Below are 25,474 nucleotides of genomic sequence, written 5' to 3'. Positions count from 1 at the left end.
AACGAGCAGGTGCTTGTAAGTTAGTGGGCAGGGCAAAGCAGTATACAGGTAGAAAATAGCTTGATATCTAATGAATGTCGGCCAAATTTGTTTAAAAAATTACTATTCGCGATTAGGGTATAAAAAACGAGGATAGGGGCAAAGTCTAAACCGCAAGCGGTGCAGGAACATGCATACAATAGTAAAAAGGCTCCTACACCGCGAGACCTTCAGTGGCTGTATGTTTAAATCTCAAACTTATTATCCCAAAACAAGAAAGCTGCTGCAGCTATATAACAACGCCTTTGGAAGTGTTAAGCTTTATAAGCAGCTACACAGCAAGCACTCTAAAAGAACCTATGCAGGCAAGCCTACTAAGCGCTACCTGAAGCTGATGCAGAAGATTGAGGAGATTAAGCGCTTTAGCTTTAGAATAAAAGAGTTGCTGTTAATAATTGTAACTTAAGCTTTGTTGGGTTAAAAGCTTGATAATATAGAAATAGTACCTTAGGATTTTCTTGTACTAATGCTTCTAACAAAGTATTTTAATTACTTTATTGAAAACTATTATCTTTAAGAAAAAAATACTATGTCTCTTAAAAGCACTATCAATTATATAATATATCATCCTATTGATGAAAAAGTAAAGCAAAGGCAATAATCCGATTTGTAAAATGGCAGGTAAACTCAAGATTAAGTTCAAATCCTGTTGTTTATCCATATGCTGAGAAAAGCAAGCTCATTATGTGGAAAGGATTGAAAGGCGCAACTGGTAATCTATACTGTGGTTTACAGGAATTTGAAGACATGGCTTTTGTGCTCCATTTTCTAAGAGAGGATGATTTATTTGTAGATATTGGGGCTAACATAGGAAGCTATACAGTGTTAGGGGCAAGTGAAGTAGGAGCTGAAACGGTTTCTATTGAACCCATTCCTCAAACTTTCAAAACATTAAAAATAAATATAGCTTTAAATAATATTGAGAGTAAAACCAAAGTGTATAACATAGGATTAGGTAGTAAAAGAGGAATTTTGAAGTTTACTACATGGTTAGATACTATCAATCATGTAACAACTTGTCAGGGCACTGATGGCATAGATGTACAAGTTGAAAGGTTTGATGATATTATAGAAATCAAAAAGCCTGCTCTGATTAAGATTGATGTGGAGGGTTTTGAAGTAGAGGTTTTAAAAGTTATGGAAAAGGCACTTTCAAATCCATATTTGAAGGCTATTATCATTGAATTAAATGGGGTCGGGAATAGGTATGGATATAATGAAGAAGAAATTCATAATATGTTTCTGGATTACAACTTCAATGCCTTTATCTATTCCCCACTTGAAAGGAAAATGATTCCTGTAGAAAAGTTTGGTGTCCGCCATGTTAATTATAATAGTGAGAATACCATCTATATACGAGATATTGCCTTAGCTCAGGAACGTATCTTATCAGCAAAAAAAATTTAAGATACTAGATCGAGAATTTAAACGTCATATAATAGCGCAGGCTTCTTCTCGTTTATCTATTTTATGTGTAACTAGTTCGTTACTTATTACTTATTATATTTTCTTAACTTATTGAACATAAAGTGTTTGTGTGCCTAGTGTGATTCCGTATCTAGTATTAAGTAGAATTTCAGATATTAAGAAAATAATATCAGATTATTCTTAGATGAAATATAAATTATCTGTATAAAAATAAAGTGCCACTCATTTCAGTTATCATGCCTGCATATAATGCAGGCCAGATGATAGATGAATCTATCAGAAGCGTTTTACAACAGACATATCAGGACTGGGAGCTGATAATAGTTGATGATGGCTCAGTAGATAACACAAAGGAAATTTCGCTTGCTTACACAGAAATCGATAAGAGGGTTAAGTATGTCTATCAGCCTAATGGCAGGCAAGGCAAAGCACGTAACAATGGCATCCGAAATAGCAGCGGTACTTATGTAGCCTTTTTAGATGCTGATGACCTGTGGCACCCGGAAAAGCTGGAGAAACAGGTTAGCTGCATAAACGATACAAATGCAGATGTCATTTTCTCTAATTTTTATTTTTTCCAGAGAAGCATCCATTCTCATCTTGAATCTGTTCCTGTCGTTACAGGCTTTCTATCAAAGAAAAACAGAAGCGAGAATTTCTTTAAATTTAACCCTGTTCCCATTCTGACTGTTCTTGCCAAGAAAAGCTCACTTTATATAGTAGGAGGATTCAGTGAATGTACAGCTATACAAAACGCCGAGGATTATCACCTCTGGTTAAAAATGATGTTGTCCGGTTGCGTTTTTTATGGAATGCAGGACAATCTGGCCTATTATAGAAGATCTGATACCCAAACAACATCCAATGATCCGTACGCAACGCTCCAGGTTATAAATGCGCTACAGTCTTTAGATAATCTCCCTGATGCAATGCAGCCCATGCTTGCAGAGCGCTTAAGGGCTATGTATGTAAGGCTGCTTCGTTTACATAGCCTCAACTCCCGAAAAGAAGTAGTACGTACAATGGCTTCTTATGCTACCAGGAATAAAAGTGCCGTTCCAGGTTCAGCACTTTATATGATGGCAGCTTTATGTGGTGTGCACTTTACTATCAGGTTTTTCATTAAATTTGTTGTAGTGTAAAATTGGCTACCTTAGGTAGTTCCTTAATTGTCCTCGCCTTCTAATGCATTCAAAACCTTCTGTACTGTTTTTACTAAATGATTTTAATTTAGGTGGGGCCAATAAACTGTTACTTGGTTTTGCTGAATGGCTCCATATCAACAAGAGCTTGGACCTGATCTTTGGGAGCATGACGGATGGCATCATGCGAAACGAATTTAATAAGATTGGTTATACTAGGCTGTTCAACTTTAAAAAATTGTCTTTGTACAACCGGTTCTCAAAGAAGTTGGCCCCTGCTGATCTCCCTCAAAACCAGCTTTCAGAAGCTGATATCAGCTTTTTAGAGCAACGCAATATATCTCTTATTTATGCTAATACTATCCATAACGAAAAGCTCTCAAACGCTATCAGGAAAGAGATAGAGGTACCACTCATTGTACATGCACATGAACAGCCTTACATCATGAGGCTGTTTTATTCTGCTGCCTTACAAGAACATCTTTCCGGAGCAAATGCCATCATTATTGTGTCGAAAACCTCCGGTGCAGGGTTAATAGAGATATTTAATATGGATAGTGCTAAACTGCACCAGGTTTATCCTGCCATCAAACTTCCAGGCCAAGCTTCTTCTCTTATAGCCAAAGACCAGAGAAGAAAGGAGCTCGATGTCCCTTCAGATGCTTTTGTTGTACTAGGCATGGGGAACCCTCATTGGATAAAAGGGGTGGATCTATTTATTTTAACAGCCCAGAAAGTCATCAATAAGAATGCTTCTGTTCATTTTATCTGGGTGGGAGGGACTGACAATAATGAATATTTAAATGATCAGAAGAAAGATGTACAATTGATGGGCTTAACCGAAAATATTCATTTTGTATCATCAGTAATGCATCCGGAAGAATATTTTAATATTGCCGATGTCTTTTTCCTGAGTTCACGTGTCGATACTTTTCCACTGGTTACTTTAGAAGCAAGCCAGTTTTCTTTACCGGTGATATGCTTTGAGAATGCTGGTGGCATCACCGAAATTATAGATGAGTATTGTGGAAGTGTTATAGAATATAACAATTTAGAAAGTGCTTCTGACGCTATTCTTGCTTATTGCAATAATTTAGACACTGTAAAAGAAAAGGGTAAAAGTTTTCAATTTAAAGTATCCCAAAGCTTTATACATGAAAATATGTGTCTTCAGTTGGGTAACATATTGGATTCTAAAATATCAATTACGTGAAGGTCCTATTTATATCACATGAAGCAACCAGAACTGGTGCCCCATTGTTTTTATTGCATCTGTGCAAATACCTGAAACAGAACACTGATTTGGAACTTTATTTTTTGATAAAAAGAGATGGTCCGTTAAGTGAAGAGTTTGCAAACTTAGGAAGTACATTCATTTACCAAAGTAGTGTTTCACAATCGCGGAATATAGTTTCAAGGATACGAAATAGAGTAGTTCAGTTGGCAATAGCAAAAAGGCTGAGAAGTAGCATAATCATAAATAAGCTGAGCAGGCTGAAACTGGACCTGATATATTCTAATACGGCAACAAATGGTGCACTACTTCATGAGTTAGCAGGTTTGAATATAAAAGTAGTGACTCATGTACATGAACTGGAAAGGGTCATGCAGTTTTTTGGTGTTGCTAATTTAGATTTTGTTAAGCAGTATTCCTCTTATTATATAAGCGCTTCCCCATCCGTCACGCGCTACTTCGAGGGGGTAGTTAAGAAAAAAATATTCGAGATTAGTTGCTTCCCTATCCATACCGTTCCTGCAGAAACGGCTTCCTCTTCCTTAAGAGAAACATTAGGAATTCCAACTAATGCCTTCGTCGTTGGATCTGCCGGTACTGTAGAGTGGCGTAAAGGGTGGGACTTATTTATACGACTGGCGAAAGACTTGAAACAATCAGATGCTGAAAGGAAAGTTTACTTTGTATGGGTAGGAAGTATTAGTGATAGAATAAAGATTGACCTCCAGCACGAGTTGGAGTTGGCTGGTTTAAACCATAACGTCCTCTTTACTGGCCACAAAGATAATCCAATCCGATACTATGCTATGTTTGATGTTTTTTGTTTGATGTCAAGAGAGGAAGCATTTGGTATAGTTGCTATAGAATGCGCGTTATATGGTATGCCGGTTATATGCTTTGATAAAGCGGAGGGTTTGGCCAGTTTCATACAGGATGATGCAGGTTTTGTAATTCCGTACTTGGATACGAATAAGATGGCAGAAGCTATAGGTCTTTTAAAAGACAATGAAGTGGTGAGAACTGGAATGGGTAAAGTGGCTTTAAAAAGAGTAAAGGACAATTATCGTTTAGAAGAACAAGGAGAGGCAGTTCGAAGTTTTCTGGCCTCAATCAGGTAATAAGTCATAGAATAGTCTTTATTTTGTTTAAGACAAGTAATTTTACAACGTCATTATATAGTATCAATTTATTTTGTACTCATGCTATCAGTGATTATATGCTGCAGGAAACCAAAGCTGGATTTGGAATTCATTCAAAATATTGATGCTACCATTGGTTGTGCCTATGAAATTATAACTGTTGATAACAGTACGAATAAACATTCAATCTTTTCTGCATATAATAAGGGCGCTTCTCAAGCTGTTTTTGATGTTCTTTGTTTTGTGCATGATGATGTGTTCTTCAGAACCAATGGGTGGGGGAACATTCTTGCTCAAACAGTAGCAGATGCTATAGTAGGGGTAGTCGGAGTGGCAGGAGCCAAGGTAAAAACAAAAAATCCCTCGCCCTGGTGGATTGCAAATGAGTACCATTCAGCAGAATTACTAAAGTATAACATTAAGCAGAAGAGAGGGGGGCATATGGTTCATGATGTAAACCCATCCTCTAATCCTCAATATTCAGAGGTTTTGGTACTTGATGGGGTGCTGCTATGTTGCAGGCAAAGTGTGTGGGAGCAGACAAAATTTGATGAGACATCGTACGCAGGATTTCATTTCTATGATTTGGATTTTAGCTTGAGTGTGTGGAAGCGGGGGTTTAAAAATTATGTTAACTTTGAAATATTGCTGGAACATAATTCAGCAGGTAAAATAGATAAAAGCTGGTTGAAGGCTTCTGATATATTTCATAGAAAATGGGCCCATATTTTGCCTGTAAGCCTTAGCCCGCTGGATAAAAAAACATTGAATGAGATAGAATATCAGGCATCTTCCAATTATCTAAAGCAACTGATTAAAAATAAATCTTCTTTCCCAGTGTTACTAAAAATGTGGAGCCAGGTCTTCTCCTATAAAGTTCCAGGTAAAGATCATTGGCGCTTATTTTTAAGTATAATTAAATTAGGTTTTATCAATAGTAAGTAATGGCACCATTAATTTCAGTAGTCATTCCTGTTAAAAATGGAGATAGCTGGCTTGATAAAGTTATTCCTGCCATTTTGAGTCAGTCATTAGCTCATAAGATTGAGATCATAGTTGTTGATTCTGGTTCTACTGACAACACTTTAGCTATTCTTACTAATTTCCCCATCAAATTAGTACAAATACCTTCATCTGAATTCAACCATGGTACTACCCGAAATCTGGGGGTGCAAAATGCTATAGGAGAGTTTGTTGTGATGACAGTACAAGATGCGGAGCCTATAGATAATTTATGGCTAGAGAATTTATTAGATGGTTTTACAGACAACACCGTTGCGGCTGTCTGCGGACAGCAAATTGTTCCGCATGATTTGGATAAGAACCCGGTGAAGTGGTTTAGACCTGTTTCTCCTCCAAGCATAAAGAAAGTATTGTTCAGAGACTTCAGCGAATTTGATGAATTACCTGCAGAAGAAAAGAGGCATGTTTGTGGATTGGATAATGTTACGACGATGTATAGAAGAGAACTTTTACTAAAGTTTCCTTTTAAACATGTCAGTTTTGCCGAAGATATGTTATGGGCTTATGAAATACTAAAAGCTGGATATAGTATTGTTTATAATACCAATGCAAGAGTAAATCATTACCATCTAGAAGAGCCGGAATTTGCCTTTAAAAGAAGCTTTACGCAAAGTTATCATAGCTACAAAATATTTGGAATAAAACCTAAAGCAGTTGAAAGTAACCTGATTAAGATTTTAAGGCATCTGAAACTTTTAGTATCAAATAAAAGAGTTACATACAGGGATAAATGGAAATGGCTGTTTTTGAACTACAGAATGGGAAGAGAAATAAACAGAGCAAATGCTATTTTCTATACTTCTTTGGGTAAAGGCGATCACGAACTAGAAAGGCAACATTCAATCCTTTGTAAAACACCTCCTCAGGCTTTAAAACCTGTAAAATAAATATCTATGGAGCAGCCTCTTGTTAGTGTGTTGATGACATCTTTTAATAGAGAAAAGTATATAGCACAAGCAATTGAGAGTGTTTTGAATTCTACCTATCATAATTTAGAATTGATTATTGTTGATGATGGTTCTAAAGATAAAACTATTCACATTGCACTGTCTTTTGCAGATTTAGATAAAAGAGTAAAGGTGTTCAAGAACCTTCTAAATTTAGGAGATTACCCTAATAGGAATAAAGCAGCTTCCTATGCCCAGGGAAAATATCTCAAATTTGTAGATGCAGATGATATGATCTATCCTCATGGACTTGAGGTGATGGTTAACATGATGGAAAATTTTCCGGATGCGGGATATGGGCTGTGCTCCATACAACAAGATAAAGATGCAATTTTTCCATTCGAACTCGGACCTGCCGATGCTTATCGGTACCATTACTTTAAAGGTATGACAATATTTAATGGTGCTCCGTTATCATCTTTGATAAAAAAAGAAGCGTTCGATGCAGTAAACGGTTTCACAGGTAAGCGAATGGTTGGTGACTATGAATTATGGCATAGACTATCTTTACAGTTCCCCGTTGTTGTTATGCCTACAGCTCTGGTTTGGTACAGGCATCATGATGAACAAGAGTCAAATCAACGTAGTGTCTTTCTTTTAGATGCTTTAACCATAGCTGAACAAGCTATAGCAAGTTCGTTGTTAACTGAGAAAGAAAAAGAAATTCTACTAAATAAGATCCATAGAAATATGTTCGCTAAGTTATTAAAGAACCCAATGAAGATGCCCTTAAAGAGCCGATGGCAATTTTTTAAAGGTTCTCCTATAAAGTTAACTAAACTTTTAAGCGACAGGGGTAAAAGCAGTCTAATATCTTAGATAAGTGGTATAGCTAAGAGTAGAAGGCTGTAAACGAGGCTTTTTTTTAAGTTAATTTTTCAGAAAGCTCTGCCCTAAATCCGATCAAGTTATTATGCTTCATTTGCCTTAAGTAATGAGTTTTATAAATGTTTCTGTCATCATCCCTGTTTATAACGCTGAGAAGTTTCTAAGAAAATCAGTGGAATCGGCAATCCTGCTCCCTCAGGTAGCTGAAGTTATACTCATTGAGGACGCCTCCCCTGATAATGCTTTGCTAATATGTCAGCAATTAGTCGAAGAATATAATAAAGTAAAACTCTATCGACATCCAAATGGTGAAAATAGGGGGGCCAGTGCCTCACGTAATCTGGGTTTAAAAAAATCGAAATTTCCTTATGTGGCTTTTTTAGATGCGGATGATTATTACCTAAAGAACAGGTTTGAACAAGATGAACTCATATTTCAATCTCAACCTGATGTAGATGGTGTTTACAATGCAGTTGGCTTACATTACTATGATGATGAAGGTAGAGAAGAATTCAACAAAATTTTTAAAGATGCAGATAAGGATTTCTTAACTACAGTAACAAGAGATGATTTAACTCAATGGGAATTATTTGAAACCCTGCTGAACATAAATCACGGTTACTTTCATACAAATGGTATCACCATAAATAAAAAATTACTTGATAAAACAGGGTACTTCGATACTACACTTAAACTTCATGAAGATTCTCATTTATGGATAAGGCTGGCTTATTATGGTAATTTGCAAGCCGGGAATATCAAATCTGCTGTAGCCATTAGAGGAGTTCATATAGACAACAGGCACACGAAAGCCAATGCCGAGGCCAAGGCTAAATTCCATAAATCTTTATTTGATTGGGCTTATCACAATAGTGATGTAAAAAGAGATGCTAAAGTCAAGCTATTGCAACAGTATTTATTTTCTTATAAGAGCAGGTATCGAATTGAACAAAATAGACTAATACGTGGTGCAGTTTATTTAAGTAATACAATAGAACTGATTTTAAAGTACCCCAAAGTTATTACATATATAAAATAGTTGCTGATGATGATCTTAAGATAAGATTACTATCTTATCAATCATGAACAGGTTTATAATATTAGTATATTCTTTTATTGTGCCATGAAAGTGTTGGTTTCAGTGATAATTCCTGCCTATAATTCTTCTAAGTATATCTCAGAGTCAATAGACTCAGTTTTAAAGCAATCATATAAATACTTAGAAGTTATTGTTGTTGATGATGGTTCTACTGATAATACTTTACAAATTGCAGAGAAATTTGAGGAGTATGGTGTGAAAGTCTATGCTCAAAAGAACAAAGGAGCCTGTGCAGCTAGAAATTATGGTTATAAACTATCAAAAGGAGAGTTTATCCAGTTTTTAGATGCTGATGATGTTTTGGCACCTGATAAGATTGAGAAGCAACTGAATGAACTGTTAAAGTATGACAATTACCATAATATTTTAATCCATTGTAGATGGGGAAGATTTAAAGATGGTGAAGAAGTATATCACTGGGGACCGGATGTAAGCATAAGAACAGATCTGAAACCAGTTGATTGGCTAATCATCAATCATATGTCCATAACTGGTTGCTGGTTAACCCATCGGGATCTGATAGAGAAGGGGGGAGGATGGAATGAGGATCTGAAGCGGAACCAGGATGGTGAGTTCTTCTCCCGGGTTATGCTTCAAGCCTCTAAAGTGTTGTATAGCGATGAGGCAAAAGTTTATTATAGATCTGGCATTACCAGTTCGATATCAGCTACAAAAAATGCAGCTGCAGCTCTCTCTGGCTATAAGGCAGTGGAGCTAATAGAGAGTTATATCTTTTCATTAGAAAAATCTGCTCGAACCCGCCTGGCAGTAGCTAATATGTATCAGTCTTTTGTACTTGAGCATTACATTGCCTTCCCAACATTAGCTAACAAAGCAGAGATGAAGGTGAAGGAAATGGGAGGTGCAACTGTGAAGCTTCAGGGAGGTAAAGTTCTAACGACTATGGGTAGAATAATGGGCTGGAAGAACGCTCTGGAAGTAAAGAAAGTACTGCTTCGTCTGAAATAAGTTTACAGTGTTATTTTGGACTTTTACAAAACAAGGTATTAGTACAGTATACTATTTATGAAAGTAAGTTTCATTACTACATCCAGTCTTGCTACTAACCCACGGTTAGTTAAAGAAGTGATTGTAGCACAGGATAATTTTGATGAGGTAGAAGTCGTGTGTTTTCACCTAGGCAACTGGAGTGATCATTTCGACAGTAAAGTTTCGATGCTGTTTAAAAAGCATGTTAATGTTATCTCAATCTCTGCAGTTAGAAAGCCTTTAGTACCATGGTTTGTAACTTCTGTAACTGAGAAAGGTGCTTCTGTTTTATATCCTTATTTTAAGAATTCAAAATTAATTGCAGCTATTGCCAGCAACAAAAGATCGCTTCTTCTTTTGTATTTTATAAAAAAGTATAGGCTTTTAAAAGGTGCACGTCTGATTGTCAGCCATAACCTTGGTGCCCTTTATCCAGCCTGCTATTATTCAGAGAAGTATAAAATTCCTTTTGCATTTGATGTGGAGGATTTTCATCCTGGCGAAAGAATAGAAAAGGATGTTGTGAATGAAAAAAACAGAAGGGAAAGTTTGATGAAATTACTTCTTAGAAAAGCTGCTGTAACAACAGCTGCCTCCCCTTTGATTAGTGAAGAAGTAAGAAGACTCTGCGGAATTCAAATTTCTACCATCAGGAATTCCTTTTACAGCAGTGAGTTTAAGTTGTCAGCTCTTCAACAAGAGGGGCCTGTAAAGTGTGTATGGTTTTCTCAAAATATTTCTTTTGGTCGTGGCCTAGAAATATTTATTGATGCACTAGACGAATTTAAAAGTAGTGTAGAACTTACTCTTATAGGTAATGTAGATATAAATTTTGCAAAACAGTACTTGGAAGGCAGGAATTATATTAAAGTACTTCAACCTTTAGAGCAAACAGAACTTCATAAAGCATTATCTGGGTACGATGTAGGACTAGCGCTTGAAGTGTCAATTGCTGATTTAAACAGAGATTTAGCAGAATCAAATAAGATCTATGCTTACAAGCAATCAGGACTATTTATTATAGCAACAGACACAAAAGCACAAGAATATTTTATGCGCCAGTTTCCTGATCTGGGTTCGCTTTGCAGGCAATCTGTTGATGGATTGAGCAAATGTTTAAGATCAGTAGTGCAAAATATTTCGGATATTAGAGCTTCAAAAGAAAGAAGGTTTCATGCAGCTAAAAGTGTAGCTTTCGAAAAAGAAGCATTAAAGCTAAGGCAGTTGTGGCTTTCAGCCATAAACCCGAAAGAAAATGAAAAAAATAATTATAGTATCACCACATTTTCCTCCATCTAATTTAGCAGCTGTTCATAGATCCAGGCTATTTGCTAAGCATTTGCCTTTCTTTGGTTGGGAACCCATCATACTTACAGTTCACCATAAATTTTATGAAGAGGCACCTGATTGGAATTTAAATAAATTAGTATCAGAAAGTCTCAAAGTAGAAAAGGTTTCCGCTTTACCCGTAAAACCAGTTCGCTTACTCGGTGACATTGGCTTAAGGGGCGGCTTAAATCTTTTTGCAAAGCTTTTAAGCCTTGTTAAAAAGGAGCAGCCTGATTTTATTTATATACCTATTCCTTCTTTTTATGCAGCATTATTAGGTAGAGCAATACATGCTGTGACTGGTGTACCATATGGGATAGATTATATTGATCCATGGGTGCATTTTTTTCCTGGAAGTGAGAAGAGATTTTCGAGGCATTGGTGGAGCACAAAATTTGCTGCATATTTAGAGCCTATTGCCGTGAAACATGCTAAGCTGATAACAGGTGTTGCAGAAGGTTATTATCTACCAGTACTTGAGAGAAACCTACATCTAAAAAAAAGGTCTGTACAAGCTTATATGCCATATGGCGGAGAGAAAGAAGATCATATAGCATTAAAGAAACTTAATCTTAGACCTTATCTCTTCGACAAAAAAAGAGGAAAGCATATTTTTGTATATGCAGGAGCTATGTTGCCTAAAGCTTATAAACCATTGGATTGCATTCTGCAGGTAATACAGGAGAATGAAGCCTACTTCAATAATACAGAATTTCATTTTATAGGCACAGGTAAAACACCTAATGATCCGGAGGGTTATAATATCAAGGATTATGCTATTGAATATAACCTTTGGGAAAAGGTCATATACGAATATCCAAAACGTATTCCATATCTTGATGTTCTGACACATTTAAATGTGGCAGATGGAGTTTTTGTGCTTGGTAGCACAGAGCCTCATTACACACCATCTAAAGTATATCAGGGAATTCTTTCGGAAAAACCTGTCTTCGCAGTGCTACATGAAAAGAGTTCAGCTAGCAAAGTGATAGTGGAATCTAATGCTGGTATTGTTCTTAACTTTGCTGGCGAATCAGATATAAATACTATTAAAACAACATTCCTGCAAAAAATAAAAGAGTACCAGCAGTTTGCAAATGATTTTGATCCGGCGCAGGTAGATCACTCTGCCTTCGAGCTTTATTCTGCATTGAATGTTACGAAGGTTCTGGCAGAACATCTGGATATGGCTATAGATAAAAAATAAGTAAGATGTTACCGAAACTTGCCATTATTACGACGCATCCTATTCAGTATAATGCTCCAATATTTAAGATGCTGACTGAAAGAAAGAAGGTGGAAGTCAAGGTCTTTTATACATGGGAACAATCAAAAGAAGAAGTATACGACCCCCTCTTTAAAAGGATTATAAAGTGGGATCTTCCTTTATTAGAAGGCTATGAATACTCCTTTTTAAGAAATAAAGCGAAAGAACCAGGTTCCCACCATTTTTGGGGTATAAACAATCCTGATATCAAGGAGCAGATACTAGATTATGAACCCTCCGCAATATTAGTCTTTGGGTGGAGTTATATCAGTCATTTAAAGGTGCTAAAGTACTTTAGTGGTAAAATACCTATAATTTTCAGAGGCGACTCTACTTTGATGAATGAAGAGGTAGGTCTGAAAAGATTGCTCCGAAAGCTTTTTCTTACTTGGGTATACAGGCATATAACCAAAGCTTTATTTGTTGGAAAAAAGAATGAAGAATACTACTTAAGGTTTGGAGTTAAGCCAGAACAATTGGTTTTTGCTCCACATGCAGTAGAGAATGATAGATTTCAAGGTAATTCAAATTCTTCCAGTCAAATCAATTGGAGAGAAAAACTAATGATACCTGAATCAGCTACTGTTCTTCTTTTTGCAGGAAAGTTTGAGCCACGTAAAAACCCATTCTTGTTAATTAGTGCTTTTAAAGAACTAAAATCTACAAATATGCATTTAGTGATGGTCGGGAATGGTGATTTTGAAAAAGAGTTAAAGCAGCAAAGCGCCGATGTTTCCAACATTCATTACCTTGATTTTCAGAACCAGCAAAATATGCCGTCAATTTATAAAATGGCAGATGTTTTTGTACTACCTTCTAAAAGTGAAACTTGGGGCTTGGCAGTAAATGAAGCAATGGCATGTGGTAGCGCAGTTCTGGTGAGTGATAAGTGTGGCTGTTCTGTTGATCTGGTTGACCCTGGTGTTAATGGATATATTTTCGAATCTGATAACAAAAATGATCTTTTGGAGAAGCTCGCGTTTTATGAAAAGGCATCTAAAGATAGTATCAGCAAAATGGGTTTAGCTTCTCAAGATAAAATTCAGGAATGGTCTTTTGAAAGTATATGTTCAACCGTTGAATCACTAAAGATTAAAAATGCCTAAAAAAATTCTTTTCTTTTGCGGGGCAAATTATGTTTTTGGAAAAGAAGTCGTCACTTTTAATTTAATTAAAGAGCTTCGAGAAAAAGGAGTACATGTTCATTGCATTGTTAATGGATGGAATGATGGTGACTTTATTAAAAGATTGAAAGCTGAGGGAGTTTCTTATAATGAGGTGAAATTAGGTTTTTTTTACTTGAACAAACCACTATGGACAATAGATTCACTTATACATTATCCTGGTGCTTTCTTTAAATTACGCTCTATTTTGTGCTCCTTCAGTCCTGATTCTATATACTTCACTTCTGAAAGAGAAATGCTTTCTGTATACCCTCTGGTAAAAAAGCATAAAATAATTCTGTACTTAATGGAGCCTATAGCTAACTCAAGACTTAATAACTTTATAACAAAGGCTTTTAAAAATAAAGAATTAACCTATGTTGCCTGCTCTGAATATATTAAAAAGAAGCTATCTCTTTTAGGAAGTTTAGATAAAGCACAAATAAAAGTTGTTTTCAATTCTATTGAAGTAAAAGATAAACCTGCGAAGATTTCAACATCTGATGATATCATTAATGTTGGCATTGTTGGACAAATCAGATATCATAAAGGCCATGATATCCTTATCAAAGCCTTAGCAAAACTTAAAAATTATAAATTTTCATGTTCTGTCTATGGCTCAGGTGATAGCAGTTATCAGGCTGAACTGAAAAAATTAAGCTCTGATCTTGGAATTGCTGACAGAGTTCATTTCAAAGGATATGAAAAAGATATTGACAGGATATACAGTAACCTTGATATAGTTGTTGTGCCAACCAGGAGTGAAGAGCCTTTGGCCTTAGCAGCGATGGAGCCTGCACAATGGAAAATTCCTGTTATTGTCAGTGACCAAGGAGGCCTACCTGAAGCTATTGTTGATAAAAAAACTGGATTTATTTTTGCAAATGAACGAGAGGCTGATTTAGCAGACAAATTAGAATTATTGTTTAAAGATAGGGAGCTAAGGCAGTATTTAGGTGCAAACGCATTTAGTAGAGTAGACAAAACGTTTAACAGAAGTGTTATGGCTGAGTCCTTCCTGAAAATTATATCCTGATCTTATCAATGCTAGCAGCAGATAATAATAATAATAATAATATATGGATATTTTTATTTATCCTACTTCTCATAGCTGCTTTTCTGACGGTTAACCCTATTGCAACAGTTGCTTGTATTTCTGTCATTCCGTTTTTTTTATTACTATGGAGAAAGCCAGAGCCCCCTATCCTTTTTGTAGGACTGCTTTACCAGTGGGTTGCTGTTTCAATCAAACTACTCTATAGTGATATATATGATTTAGACTTCGATAACTTCCATGTTTTTGCTGAAGATATTTATACAGCCTACGCCCTTTCTTTACTAGGACTAGTTGTTCTGACTGTTTCCATAATCACAGTTTTACACAAACCTAAAGCATTATCTGAGGCTGATGAAAAAAATTTTGTTAGTTATAACATCACAAGACTAGTACTTATCTATATAAGCTTTTCTACTTTTGTTACTTTATTAGGTTCCTCATTTCTTTCATTTGGTGGATTAGCTCAAGTTACTTATGCATTCACACTTCTTAAGTGGTCCTTTTTTATACTCCTCTTTATTACTATAGCTAAATCAGAAAGCAAAAAAAATTATTTGATTTTAATTTCTATCATTATTTTAGAGGTATTAATAGGGTTTGCTGCCTATTTTTCTTCATTTAAAGAAATTCTTTTTTTCTCATTTATCGGAGCCGCGACCGTTATCAGAAAAATAAAGCTGTCGAAACTAATTCCTTTAGCATTCCTAGGCTATATAGTATTCAGTCTGGGAGTATTGTGGACTGCTATCAAAAGTGACTATAGAATGTTTTTATCAGGAGGTGAGAGGCAACAGATAGTAACAGTCTCCAGAGAAGATGCGCTAGATTATTTTTTTAAATTAGCAAGCGAAGTGCCAGACGAGACAATAGCGAAAGCTCGTTTTGAGTTAGTCAATCGAATTTCATATATAGATTTCTTTTCAGGAGCTATCGCTTATGTTCCTGAGCGCCTACCACATGAAAACGGAAAGGTTTGGTTTAGCGCCATAACACACGTTTTTAAACCCAGAATTTTCTTTCCTGATAAAGAGGCCATTGATGACTCTAAACATTTAAATAAATATACTGGCCTAAGCGTTGCTACAGGTGAAATGGGTGCTTCCTTTAGCCTTGGTTATATGGCTGATAGTTACATTGATTTTGGCCCTGTATTTATGTTTATTCCTTTAGCCTTAATGGGTTTATTGATAGGTGGTATTTATAGATACTTTCTTAAAAATGCTTACAATGTAACTTGGGGTTATGCTCTTATTGCTCCGCTTTTTTATTTTGTTGGCACTTATGAAATAGCATCTATTAAGCTAGTCGGTAATTTGATTATGTACTTCATGGTGTTTTATCTTCTAAATAAATTCATTGTTCCAAAACTAGACTTATACCTTAAGAAGAATTGAAAGTTATTTTCACCTATCTTACCTCCTTTTTAGGTCATGGGGGGATAGAAAAGTTTAACAAATCATTCATAAGAGCTGTCGACGCACACATTGATGAGATCTCATTAGAAGTCATATCTGCTTATGATACCTCCTCTGATTCAAACTATATAAAAGAGGCTGCTTTTAGAGGGTACCGTGGGAAACGCGCTAGTTATATTTTTGGAATTCTAAAAAAGATATTTTCTGCTGATGTTTTGATCATAGGCCATATAAATCTGGCAATTGTGGGATTAGCAGCTAAGATGATAAATCCTAATATCAAACTTATATTAATTACGCATGGTATCGATGTATGGTACGATCTTTCATGGGCTAAAAAAAAGCTTTTAAATTCAACAGATGTCATACTATCCGTCAGTAGCTTTACAAAACAAAAGCTAATGACGAAGCATCAGATTATAGGCACCAAAATAATATTATTTCCTAATACGCTTGATCCATTCTTCTTTTTTCCTACTGAGTTTCTAAAACCAGCATATCTGCTTCAACGCTACCACATTTTTGATAGACAGCCTGTTATTCTTTCTCTTTGTCGGCTCTCTTCAAAAGAAGGATATAAAGGTTATGACACAGTTATAAAAGCTCTGCCTTTGGTTATCGCTGTTTACCCTGATATTAAGTATGTTATAGTTGGGAAGTATGATCAGCAGGAATATGAACGCGTCACTATGCTTGCAAAGCAGGTTGGAGTTTTCGACAATTTACTTCTTACAGGCTTTGTGCCAGATGAGGAATTAACTGATCATTATCTTTTAAGTGATCTTTTTGTTATGCCAAGTAGGGAAGAGGGGTTTGGGATTGTTTATATAGAAGCAATGGCCTGTGGTTTACCTGTTGTTGCAGGAAATGTTGATGGTAGCGTAGATGCTTTAGATCATGGTAACTTAGGCACATTAGTAGATCCTACAGATCATGATGCTATAGCAACAGCAATTCTGCAAAATCTGGCGCATAAAATGAATCATGAGGAAAAGATTGATTTACAGCGAAGGGTAATTAGTAAGTTCGGATTTAGTAAATTTACAGCCAGACTTACTGATATTATCAAAGAATTGAAAGAAAGAGAGCATGTGCGGCATTAATGGCATCATAGGTTTAGCATCTACTGAAGAAGCAAGCAAAGTATTAGATGCCATGAACGGAGCCATAGCGCACCGTGGCCCCGACGACTGCGGAAGTTTTGTGGTACCAGGTATTGCTATGGGCCAGCGCAGACTTTCCATCATTGATTTATCTAACGCAGGTCATCAGCCAATGTTAAGTTCTGATGGCAACCTAGTGTTAGTATTTAATGGTGAAATTTATAACTACAGAGAACTAAAGCAGGAACTCAACAATTACCCGTACCGCACACAAACTGATACTGAAGTTATACTGGCGGCCTGGCAGAAGTGGGGTCGCGAGTGTGTGCATCATTTCAATGGCATGTTTGCCTTTGCAATCTGGGACAGAGCCCAAAATGAAATTTTCCTTTTCCGGGATCGCCTGGGAATTAAACCTTTGTATTTTTACCAGAAAGAGCAGTGCCTGCTTTTTTCTTCAGAGGTGCGGGGGCTACTCTCCAGCGGACTTGTACAACGGAAGCTAAACAAGGCTGCTTTAGCAGATTACCTGCGCTACCAGGCGGTACATGCGCCTGACACCATGATACTGGGTGTGAAAATGCTGTTACCTGGTCACTATATCAGCATTATCAAAGGAAAGATGGCCATGGCGTCATATTGGTCTCCTGAAATGAACTATAGCAGGCAAACTGAAGGTAAGTCCTACGAAATGATTAAACATGACGTTCATGATCTACTGCAAAAGGCTGTTGCCCGAAGGATGGTGGCTGATGTGCCTTTTGGAGCATTTCTTTCAGGAGGCATAGATTCGAGTGCTGTTGTTGGACTCATGAGCCAGGTAGCAAAGCACCGGGTTAAAACTTTCTCCGTTACGTTTGAGGAAGAAGCATATAGTGAAGCGAGATACGCAGCGGCCATTGCTAAAAAATTCAACACTGAACATACAGAAATTAAATTATCGCCTGATGATTTCCTGGAGCTGATTCCTTCTGCTTTGCAGGCTATGGATCACCCCAGTGGAGACGGCCCTAATACGTATGTGGTGTCTAAAGTAACAAAGGAGGCCGGTATAACGATGGCTCTTTCTGGTTTGGGAGGCGATGAGTTATTTGCCGGTTATGATGTTTTTAAGCGCATGACAGTCCTTCACCAATATCAATGGTTTTCAACTTTGCCGCTGTCTCTTCGCCGAGTGGCAGGACGCTCTTTGAAGGCATTAAAGCCATCTGTTGCGTCTTCGAAACTAAATGAGTTGCTAAGTATGCCCTCCTGGAAGTTAAGTAACACCTATCCTATCACCCGCCAGGTGCTTCCTGATGATTATCTCTTGCAACTAACGGGTCGTGCTAGCTTAGAAGATAATCGTGTACAGCAGATTCTGGAGGAAAGCTTTAAGCTACAGGAACAAAATGATACTAAACTGCCGTTGCTGAGCCAGGTGTCGGCGGCCGAAATAGGTACCTATATGCAAAACACTCTCCTGCGCGATACGGATCAGATGAGTATGGCACATGCTTTAGAGGTGCGTGTGCCGTTCCTGGATTTTGAGTTGGTAGAGTATGTGCTGGGGGTGCCTGATAAATACAAATACCCTACCTCACCCAAAAAGTTGCTGACAGATGCCTTAGGTAGCCTGCTACCCATGGAGATAATAAACAGGCCGAAGATGGGTTTTACTTTGCCCTGGCAAAAATGGATGAAACAGGAGCTATATAGCTTAGCAGATGAAAAAATCAAGAGCCTTGGTAACCGTGGAATCTTGAACTCGGAAGAATTGCACTTGCTGTGGCACCGCTTCTTGGCAGGTGATGCTGCTGTTACGTGGTCAAGAGTGTGGTCGCTTGTGGTATTGGAAAATTGGGTTGAGCAAAATGATCTTAAAGCATAGAAAACGAATCCTCATCACAATCGACTGGTTTCTGCCAGGCTTCAAGGCTGGAGGGCCTATACAGTCTTGTGCCAATATTGTCGCGCACCTCAGGCACGAGTTTGACTTTTATGTAATTACGCGTAATACTGATTATTGTGAGACCGAACCTTATAAGGGTATCAAATCTAATTACTGGAATAAGTTGGAAGATAATTTACAGGTGTATTATTTTTCTTCTGATCAGCTTAATTATCAAAATCTATCAGAGGTAATCAAGACCCTTAAACCTGATACTGTATTTGTAAACGGTATTTACTCCTTTTATTTTTCACTTCTTCCCCTTTTAATTCTAAAGCGACTCAAACATCAGAACATCATAATTTCTGCCAGGGGCATGTTAGCCAAAAGTGCCATTGAGGTAAAAGGAAGAAAGAAAAAATTTTTCTTAAAGGCAGCTCAACTGATGGGATTGTATAAAGGCATACGCTTCCATGCTACTCATGAAGGGGAGAAGCAGGATATAGTGAAGGTTATAGGTGCTAAAGCGAATGTGGTGATCGCCCCGAACCTTCCAAAAAAGGCTGTTGCACTTGCCAACGAACAACGGCCAAAACATAAAGGGGAGTTAAAACTAATAAGTGTGGCACGCATTTCTCCTGAAAAAAATACAAAGTTTGCGCTGGAAGTTCTGGAAAGATGTGAAGGCATAGGATCGATTAAGTTTGATATTTTCGGGCCTGTTTATAATACTAATTATTGGAACGAGTGCCAGGAAATAATACAGCGGCTGCCGCTTAATGTGATTGTTAACTACAGAGGAAGTTTAAAAAGTGAAAGCGTGGCAGCAACTTTAAAAAATTATCATGCCCTGTTGATGCCTACCCGCGGTGAAAACTTTGGGCATATCATTTTGGAAAGCTTTACCGCTGGCTGTCCTGTTATCATTAGTGACCAAACACCCTGGCAGAATCTTTCTAGCCTTAGCATCGGATTTGATCTTCCCTTGACTAACATTAAGGAATATATTAAGGCCATAAGTTTTTACACTGAAATGAAGCAGGAAGAATATGATTTTCACTCTGAGCTGGCCTATGAATACAGCCAAAAATTTTTGAATGATGAGCAAGCAATCAAGCAGAACCACTTGATGCTTCACTAATAAAAGAGCTAGTGATTTCTGAAACTAACATCATGCCAAAGGTTAATCTAGCCTTTTACAACAACGACTGGTACAATCCTGGAGGGAGCGCATTTAAACGTACTCTCTGGCATTTTTTCAATGTACTATTCTTACTCAACCCCCTGAATCCTGTAAGTGGTTTAAAGGTGCATTTATTACGATTTTTTGGTGCTAAAGTTGGCAAAGGAGTCATCATAAAAACCGGGGTAAATATCAAATATCCATGGCATTTGGTTATTGGCAACCATGTCTGGATAGGAGAGAATGTTTGGATTGATAATTTAGTAACGGTGACAATAGCCGATAACAGCACGCTCTCACAAGGTTGTATGCTGCTTACAGGTAGCCACGATTATAAACAATCAGCATTTGATTTGTTAGTAGGGGAGATACATCTGAAGGAAGGTTCCTGGATTGGGGCAAAGGCCATCGTATGCCCTAATGTTACCTGTGGCTCCCATAGTGTTTTGGCTGCTGGATCTGTAGCAACCAGAATTTTAGAACCCTACACCATTTATCAGGGTAATCCTGCCGTCGCGAAGCGGGAAAGAATACTTGAGTAGAATCAGAAATATGCTGTAGTTATTTGATACCTAAGGCATTTGCTAACATTAATCATCTGTGAAAGTCTCTATCATTACTATCGTCTACAACAACTGTCAAACAATAGCCGATGCTATCGAATCTGTACTGGACCAATCCTATCCGAATATTGAATATATAGTAGTTGACGGTCTGTCAACTGACGGTACAGTTGATGTAGTGAAAAGTTATGACAATCGCATTACAAAATTCATTTCTGGAGAAGACAGAGGTTTATACGATGCCATCAATAAAGGTATTGGCATGGCATCAGGCGATGTGATAGGCTTTTTGCATTCCGATGATATGTTCAATTCAAAGGATTCCATAAAAGCCGTAGCAGATGCTTTCAGAGCCCATAATACCGACAGTATATATGCTGATCTAGTATATGTAGATAGGGAAAAGCCTGAGAAAATTATCCGTAACTGGAAATCCGGGAAGTTTAACCGCGAAAAGTTTATTTATGGCTGGATGCCCCCACACCCAACTTTTTACGTGAAACGGGAGGTGTATGAGCGCTTAGGTCTGTATAATACCGGCTTTAGGAGCGCTGCAGATTATGAGCTAATGTTGCGCTTTTTGTATAAGTATAGTATCAGTACAGTTTATGTACCTGAATGCCTTGTGAGGATGCGGACAGGCGGAAAGAGCAATGTAACAATAAAGAACAGAATCCGGGCAAATAAAGAAGATTATTCGGCCTGGCGCATCAATGGATTGCAACCACGCTTTTACACCCGCTTTCTAAAGCCACTCAGAAAGCTTACGCAGTATTTATAAAGGCATTGAAAAAGCTTTTCTATATTCTGAGGTAATTGTTCTCTATATCCTCAGCCGCACAAAATCTAGAATGCTGCTGAGCTAATAAAGTTGTGATGAACCATAAATCATCTTAGACTCAGCTTGTATAATAGTCACAGAGACTTTTATTTTCTCCTCCACTTCCCGCCACACAAGTTTAGTAGCTTATCAGCAGAAGGAAAAGTAACTATCTTGATACACTTTATATTTCTATGATTCTTAGTATCATAGGTTATCTCCGACAGGATTTAAAATTAGAAGCTATTTTTAAATAACTTAGACACAGATAAAGTATCTTTTGGAAGCCTCTAAACATGCTAATTTAGCTCATTTTGCAGCTTCCTAGTTTATTATGATAGTTGTACTTTTTAATTATGATATAGCTTCAAGTACTTGTAAAAGAAAGTTATAAAATATAATTAAACTCCCATAATAGTTGAAACTAGCATCATACTATTAATTAGTACCGCATGTAATAAAAAATTATTTAGTTTCTTTATAATCTTTCTTCTGATATTTCTATCTAATTTATTGGCTATTTTTTAAATTCTTTATACTATTTTGATCAAACTAAAATAAACATAATCATAATTTTACTTGACCTGCAGAAATTGATTATTAACAGGAGAAATTAAGCCTTTAGCTAAAATAATAAGAATTATCTTATTATGGATTATACTAAATGACGTAGAATGCAAAATTTGTTCTAATTTGTATCCTAATAATCTAAAATAAACTTTTTTTTAAATCAGCACTTTTTTCTTTTTACAGTTTCTTTTTTAATCCAACATCCTACTTCCAATTTTAAATTTTATGAATGAATTCCGGTTTTTAAAACTGGCGCCAAGGGCGCTTTTGCTGTCTTGTCGTGCTATTGCTTTGACAATAATGGTTAGCTTAATGGCTGCTCCCATTACAAGGGCGCAATCCACTAGCAGTGATTGGACTTTTCTTAAAGAGGTTAATGGAGTCAGCTTTTATTACCTGCTTAGTGATTGTAAGGGTAATCAGACTTTATTACTACGTGTAGTTAATGGAGGACCAGAAAATGTGGCTGGAAATTGGGAGTTAGCTGTGAAAACAGATCAAAGCGAGCTGAAACTCCCAGGACTACTCATACCATTAGAAGGTGGTAAAGAACTTATAGGAAGCTGCGAACAGCAAGATCCTGCAATTTACGTGCCTCTGAGAATCAGTGATTCTGCTTCTTTAGAGCTAACTATCAACGCAAATATTTCAAAACTATAGTCAAAGAACTTTCTTATGGAAAATAATTTTTTACCCTATTTTAATTTCCACCACAAGGTAGTAATGGGAGCAGTGGCTATAAATTACCAAAAGCAGACTTTTTTCTATTCTGCATTTTTTCTGCTTCTTATTTCTCAGCTAGTGCCAATGAAGTCTATAGCGCAGAGTTTAGGCCAAGGTTCTGCCTCCAGACACTCTACAGCAGTCTCTGGTGATGGAAAAGTCTATACCTGGGGGGAGAATGATAAAGGACAACTAGGGACAGGAGACCTTGTGGATAGAACTACTAAATATGAGATAACAACTGTAGGCTCCTTGAATGGTAAAACTGTTATCAGTACTGCTGCGGGTTATTATCATAGCCTTGCACTTACATCGGATAAAACTGTACATGCCTGGGGGTTTGGATTTCATGGGCAGCTAGGTAATGGCAATAATTCTGATTCCCGTGTTCCGGTCCAGATTCTAAACTTAACAGATGTGATAGCTATTGCCGCTGGTAATAGTCACAGTATAGCCCTAAAGAGAGATGGAACTGTTTACGCTTGGGGGTACAACTTTGAAGGGGAACTTGGGAATGGTAACAACTCAAATTCAAATATTCCGGTGCAGGTTAATGGATTAACTGATATCATTGCCATAGCAGCCGGGCATTGGCACAACCTTGCTTTGAAACGAGATGGAACAATTTATGCATGGGGGCACGGTGGAAATGGACAGTTAGGTGATACTTATTACATGAATCGAAATAGTCCAGTACAGGTAGTAGGTATCACTGGTGCTATTGCTGTTGCTGCAGGCGGACTTCATAGTCTCGCCATTGGTAAAGATAAAACTGTACTAGCATGGGGGTATGGGGCTTTTGGCCAACTAGGTAACGGAATGTCTTCAAACTCTGGCAGACCTGTGACAAGCCTAATGATAAATGCTACTGCTATTTCCGCCGGAGAGTATCATAGCTTCGCTCTTAAATCTGATGCTACTGCCTTTACTTGGGGGAATGGTGTACATGGTGAGCTTGGAAATACCTCTAATTCTTGGTCAATGAAGCCCATATTGGTGGCAGATTTAACCAATATCAATGCTATTTCTTCTGGATTTAAGCACAACCTTGCACTCAAATCCGATGGCACAATATACGGTTGGGGTGATGGCGATTCGGGACAACTAGGCAATGGAACCAGTTCCGATTATAACAAACCTGTACAGGTAGTTGAACTTAACATTGGCTCATGTACAAACCCAGTGCCTCAATTTACTGCTACCGTGGCCTGCTCGGGAACAGCTACTTCATTTACCAGTACTTCTACTGGTGTTTCTCAGAATGCTATTTTAGAGTGGGATTTCAACGGTGATAATATAGTTGATAATAATACTGATCAGAATCCTTCCTATACCTTTACTGCTGCCGGAATGCATACAGTAAAACTAACCATCAGACAAGGAACATGCTCTGCCACAGTTACTAAAGATGTTATAGTAGAGGGACCTCCTGCAGAGGTAAGTATAACAGATGCTCCTACAGAACCTATTGCTTTTGTAAGTGGGGGGACTACAATAACATTGAATGGAATTTTTGTGGATGACAACCTTTCTGCGAAAATAATAACATGGAAATGGGACGAGAATGATGAGGCAAGTAATAATGCTGGGATATTAGTAGGAGGTAGCGGTACAACAACAGATCCTTTCAGGGTAAGTGGAAGTTTTACCTATAATGTGCCGGGTGTTTATAAAGTAACTTTGACAGTAAAAGATAATTGTGGCAGTGCTTATACAGAACATAGGTACATTGTAATATATGACCCTAATGGTGGTTTTGTAACAGGTGGTGGATGGATAGATTCTCCTCCTGGAGCTTATACTCCAGACATCAATCTTACAGGTAAGGCTTCTTTTGGTTTTGTTTCTAAATACAAAAACGGTAGTTCTATACCTGTTGGCCAAACGGAATTTCAGTTTAGGAATGCACAACTAAATTTTAAGAGCAGTAACTATGAAGACTGCTCTTTGATAGTAGGAGGGAACAAGGCTAAGTATAAGGGTACCGGTACTGTAGAAGGTATGCCTGGAACATATAACTTTATGGTTTCAGTAATAGATGGGCAAATCAGTGGGGGCGTAGACAAGTTCAGAATCAGAGTCTGGAATGGAGGAGGAGTATTGTATGACAACAATGTGAATTCCTCAACACAAGGAGAAGATAGTGATCCTGTTACAGCCCTCGGTGGCGGTTCAATTGTTATACATAAATCAACAATAAAATCTACTTCTACAACATCCGCCTTAATAGCCTTAGGAGATTTTGAAACAGTATCCAATAAGTTTTACTGTTATCCTACTTCCTTCTCTGATAAATCTGTTTTAGCTTTCTCTTTGGAAAATGAAGAAAACTTTACCTTAGATATTTATGATATGAGAGGCGCGCTTGTATCACAAGTAAAATCAGGAACAGCAAAAGCTAATAAACTTTATGAATATGAATTGAGTGGAAATGGTATGGCAAATGGAATGTATATTGCAAGGCTGTCAACACGAACTATGGTTCGAAGTCTGAAACTGGTATTAGAGAAATAAGAGCTTTATAAACGCTATTGCAAATAAT

21 protein-coding genes are annotated in these 25,474 nt (G+C 37.3%); all 21 read left to right on the top strand.

Features of this window, described 5'->3' with window-relative positions:
• Positions 1–723 precede the first annotated feature (723 nt).
• Positions 724–1,446 carry an FkbM family methyltransferase gene (locus tag ACFS7Z_RS02180; RefSeq protein WP_377480187.1) on the top strand — a complete coding sequence of 241 codons (723 nt, stop codon included), beginning with the start codon at positions 724–726 and terminating at the stop codon, positions 1,444–1,446.
• Positions 1,447–1,703: 257 nt separating this feature from the next.
• Positions 1,704–2,609: a glycosyltransferase family 2 protein gene (locus ACFS7Z_RS02175; RefSeq protein ID WP_377480184.1), complete on the top strand. Its 906-nt coding sequence runs from the start codon at positions 1,704–1,706 to the stop codon at positions 2,607–2,609.
• Between the two features lie 43 nt (positions 2,610–2,652).
• Positions 2,653–3,822 carry a glycosyltransferase family 4 protein gene (locus ACFS7Z_RS02170; RefSeq protein WP_377480181.1) on the top strand — a complete coding sequence of 390 codons (1,170 nt, stop codon included), beginning with the start codon at positions 2,653–2,655 and terminating at the stop codon, positions 3,820–3,822.
• Entirely contained in the window at positions 3,819–4,961 is a 1,143-nt protein-coding gene (locus ACFS7Z_RS02165) for a glycosyltransferase family 4 protein (RefSeq protein ID WP_377480178.1), read from the top strand. The genes ACFS7Z_RS02170 and ACFS7Z_RS02165 overlap by 4 nt, the downstream gene beginning before the upstream one ends.
• 81 nt (positions 4,962–5,042) lie before the next feature.
• A complete protein-coding gene (locus tag ACFS7Z_RS02160) occupies positions 5,043–5,927 on the top strand; it encodes a glycosyltransferase (protein ID WP_377480175.1) in 885 nt (294 codons plus the stop codon).
• Positions 5,927–6,892: a glycosyltransferase family 2 protein gene (locus ACFS7Z_RS02155; protein WP_377480172.1), complete on the top strand. Its 966-nt coding sequence runs from the start codon at positions 5,927–5,929 to the stop codon at positions 6,890–6,892. The genes ACFS7Z_RS02160 and ACFS7Z_RS02155 overlap by 1 nt, the downstream gene beginning before the upstream one ends.
• A 6-nt stretch (positions 6,893–6,898) precedes the next feature.
• Positions 6,899–7,771 carry a glycosyltransferase family 2 protein gene (locus ACFS7Z_RS02150; RefSeq protein WP_377480170.1) on the top strand — a complete coding sequence of 291 codons (873 nt, stop codon included), beginning with the start codon at positions 6,899–6,901 and terminating at the stop codon, positions 7,769–7,771.
• A 115-nt stretch (positions 7,772–7,886) separates the two neighbouring features.
• A complete protein-coding gene (locus tag ACFS7Z_RS02145) occupies positions 7,887–8,819 on the top strand; it encodes a glycosyltransferase family 2 protein (protein WP_377480167.1) in 933 nt (310 codons plus the stop codon).
• An 84-nt stretch (positions 8,820–8,903) separates the two neighbouring features.
• Positions 8,904–9,848, top strand: a complete 945-nt coding sequence (locus ACFS7Z_RS02140; protein WP_377480164.1) for a glycosyltransferase family 2 protein — start codon at positions 8,904–8,906, stop codon at positions 9,846–9,848.
• A gap of 57 nt (positions 9,849–9,905) precedes the next feature.
• Complete coding sequence (locus ACFS7Z_RS02135; RefSeq protein WP_377480161.1) at positions 9,906–11,168, top strand: hypothetical protein; 1,263 nt, start codon at positions 9,906–9,908, stop codon at positions 11,166–11,168.
• Positions 11,125–12,405 carry a hypothetical protein gene (locus ACFS7Z_RS02130; protein ID WP_377480158.1) on the top strand — a complete coding sequence of 427 codons (1,281 nt, stop codon included), beginning with the start codon at positions 11,125–11,127 and terminating at the stop codon, positions 12,403–12,405. Before ACFS7Z_RS02135 ends, ACFS7Z_RS02130 begins: the two co-directional genes overlap by 44 nt.
• Positions 12,406–12,410: 5 nt before the next feature.
• Positions 12,411–13,571 (top strand): glycosyltransferase, encoded by a 1,161-nt coding sequence (locus tag ACFS7Z_RS02125; RefSeq protein ID WP_377480155.1) that lies wholly within the window; start codon positions 12,411–12,413, stop codon positions 13,569–13,571.
• Positions 13,564–14,664, top strand: coding sequence for a glycosyltransferase family 4 protein (locus tag ACFS7Z_RS02120; RefSeq protein WP_377480152.1), 1,101 nt, complete (start codon positions 13,564–13,566; stop codon positions 14,662–14,664). The genes ACFS7Z_RS02125 and ACFS7Z_RS02120 overlap by 8 nt, the downstream gene beginning before the upstream one ends.
• Before the next feature lie 8 nt (positions 14,665–14,672).
• Positions 14,673–16,079: a hypothetical protein gene (locus tag ACFS7Z_RS02115; protein WP_377480149.1), complete on the top strand. Its 1,407-nt coding sequence runs from the start codon at positions 14,673–14,675 to the stop codon at positions 16,077–16,079.
• The gene (locus tag ACFS7Z_RS02110; protein WP_377480146.1) at positions 16,076–17,203 is read left to right on the top strand and encodes a glycosyltransferase family 4 protein; all 1,128 of its coding nucleotides are present in this window, start codon (positions 16,076–16,078) and stop codon (positions 17,201–17,203) included. The genes ACFS7Z_RS02115 and ACFS7Z_RS02110 overlap by 4 nt, the downstream gene beginning before the upstream one ends.
• Entirely contained in the window at positions 17,190–19,073 is a 1,884-nt protein-coding gene (gene asnB / locus ACFS7Z_RS02105; protein WP_377480142.1) for an asparagine synthase (glutamine-hydrolyzing), read from the top strand. Before ACFS7Z_RS02110 ends, asnB begins: the two co-directional genes overlap by 14 nt.
• A 184-nt stretch (positions 19,074–19,257) precedes the next feature.
• A complete protein-coding gene (locus tag ACFS7Z_RS02100) occupies positions 19,258–20,214 on the top strand; it encodes a glycosyltransferase (protein WP_377480139.1) in 957 nt (318 codons plus the stop codon).
• 32 nt (positions 20,215–20,246) lie between these two features.
• Positions 20,247–20,798 (top strand): WcaF family extracellular polysaccharide biosynthesis acetyltransferase, encoded by a 552-nt coding sequence (locus ACFS7Z_RS02095; protein ID WP_377480136.1) that lies wholly within the window; start codon positions 20,247–20,249, stop codon positions 20,796–20,798.
• 58 nt (positions 20,799–20,856) lie between these two features.
• Positions 20,857–21,600 carry a glycosyltransferase family 2 protein gene (locus ACFS7Z_RS02090; protein WP_377480133.1) on the top strand — a complete coding sequence of 248 codons (744 nt, stop codon included), beginning with the start codon at positions 20,857–20,859 and terminating at the stop codon, positions 21,598–21,600.
• 834 nt (positions 21,601–22,434) lie between these two features.
• On the top strand, positions 22,435–22,869 hold the full coding sequence (locus ACFS7Z_RS02085; RefSeq protein WP_377480130.1) for a hypothetical protein: 435 nt from the start codon (positions 22,435–22,437) through the stop codon (positions 22,867–22,869).
• A gap of 15 nt (positions 22,870–22,884) precedes the next feature.
• Positions 22,885–25,446 (top strand): RCC1 domain-containing protein, encoded by a 2,562-nt coding sequence (locus ACFS7Z_RS02080; RefSeq protein WP_377480128.1) that lies wholly within the window; start codon positions 22,885–22,887, stop codon positions 25,444–25,446.
• The last annotated feature ends 28 nt before the right edge of the window (positions 25,447–25,474 follow it).

It is taken from the genome of Pontibacter toksunensis (assembly GCF_042686245.1).
Lineage (GTDB): Bacteria > Bacteroidota > Bacteroidia > Cytophagales > Hymenobacteraceae > Pontibacter > Pontibacter toksunensis.
Note: the sequence above shows the minus strand (reverse complement) of the source record. Positions and strands in the feature narration are given on the sequence as shown.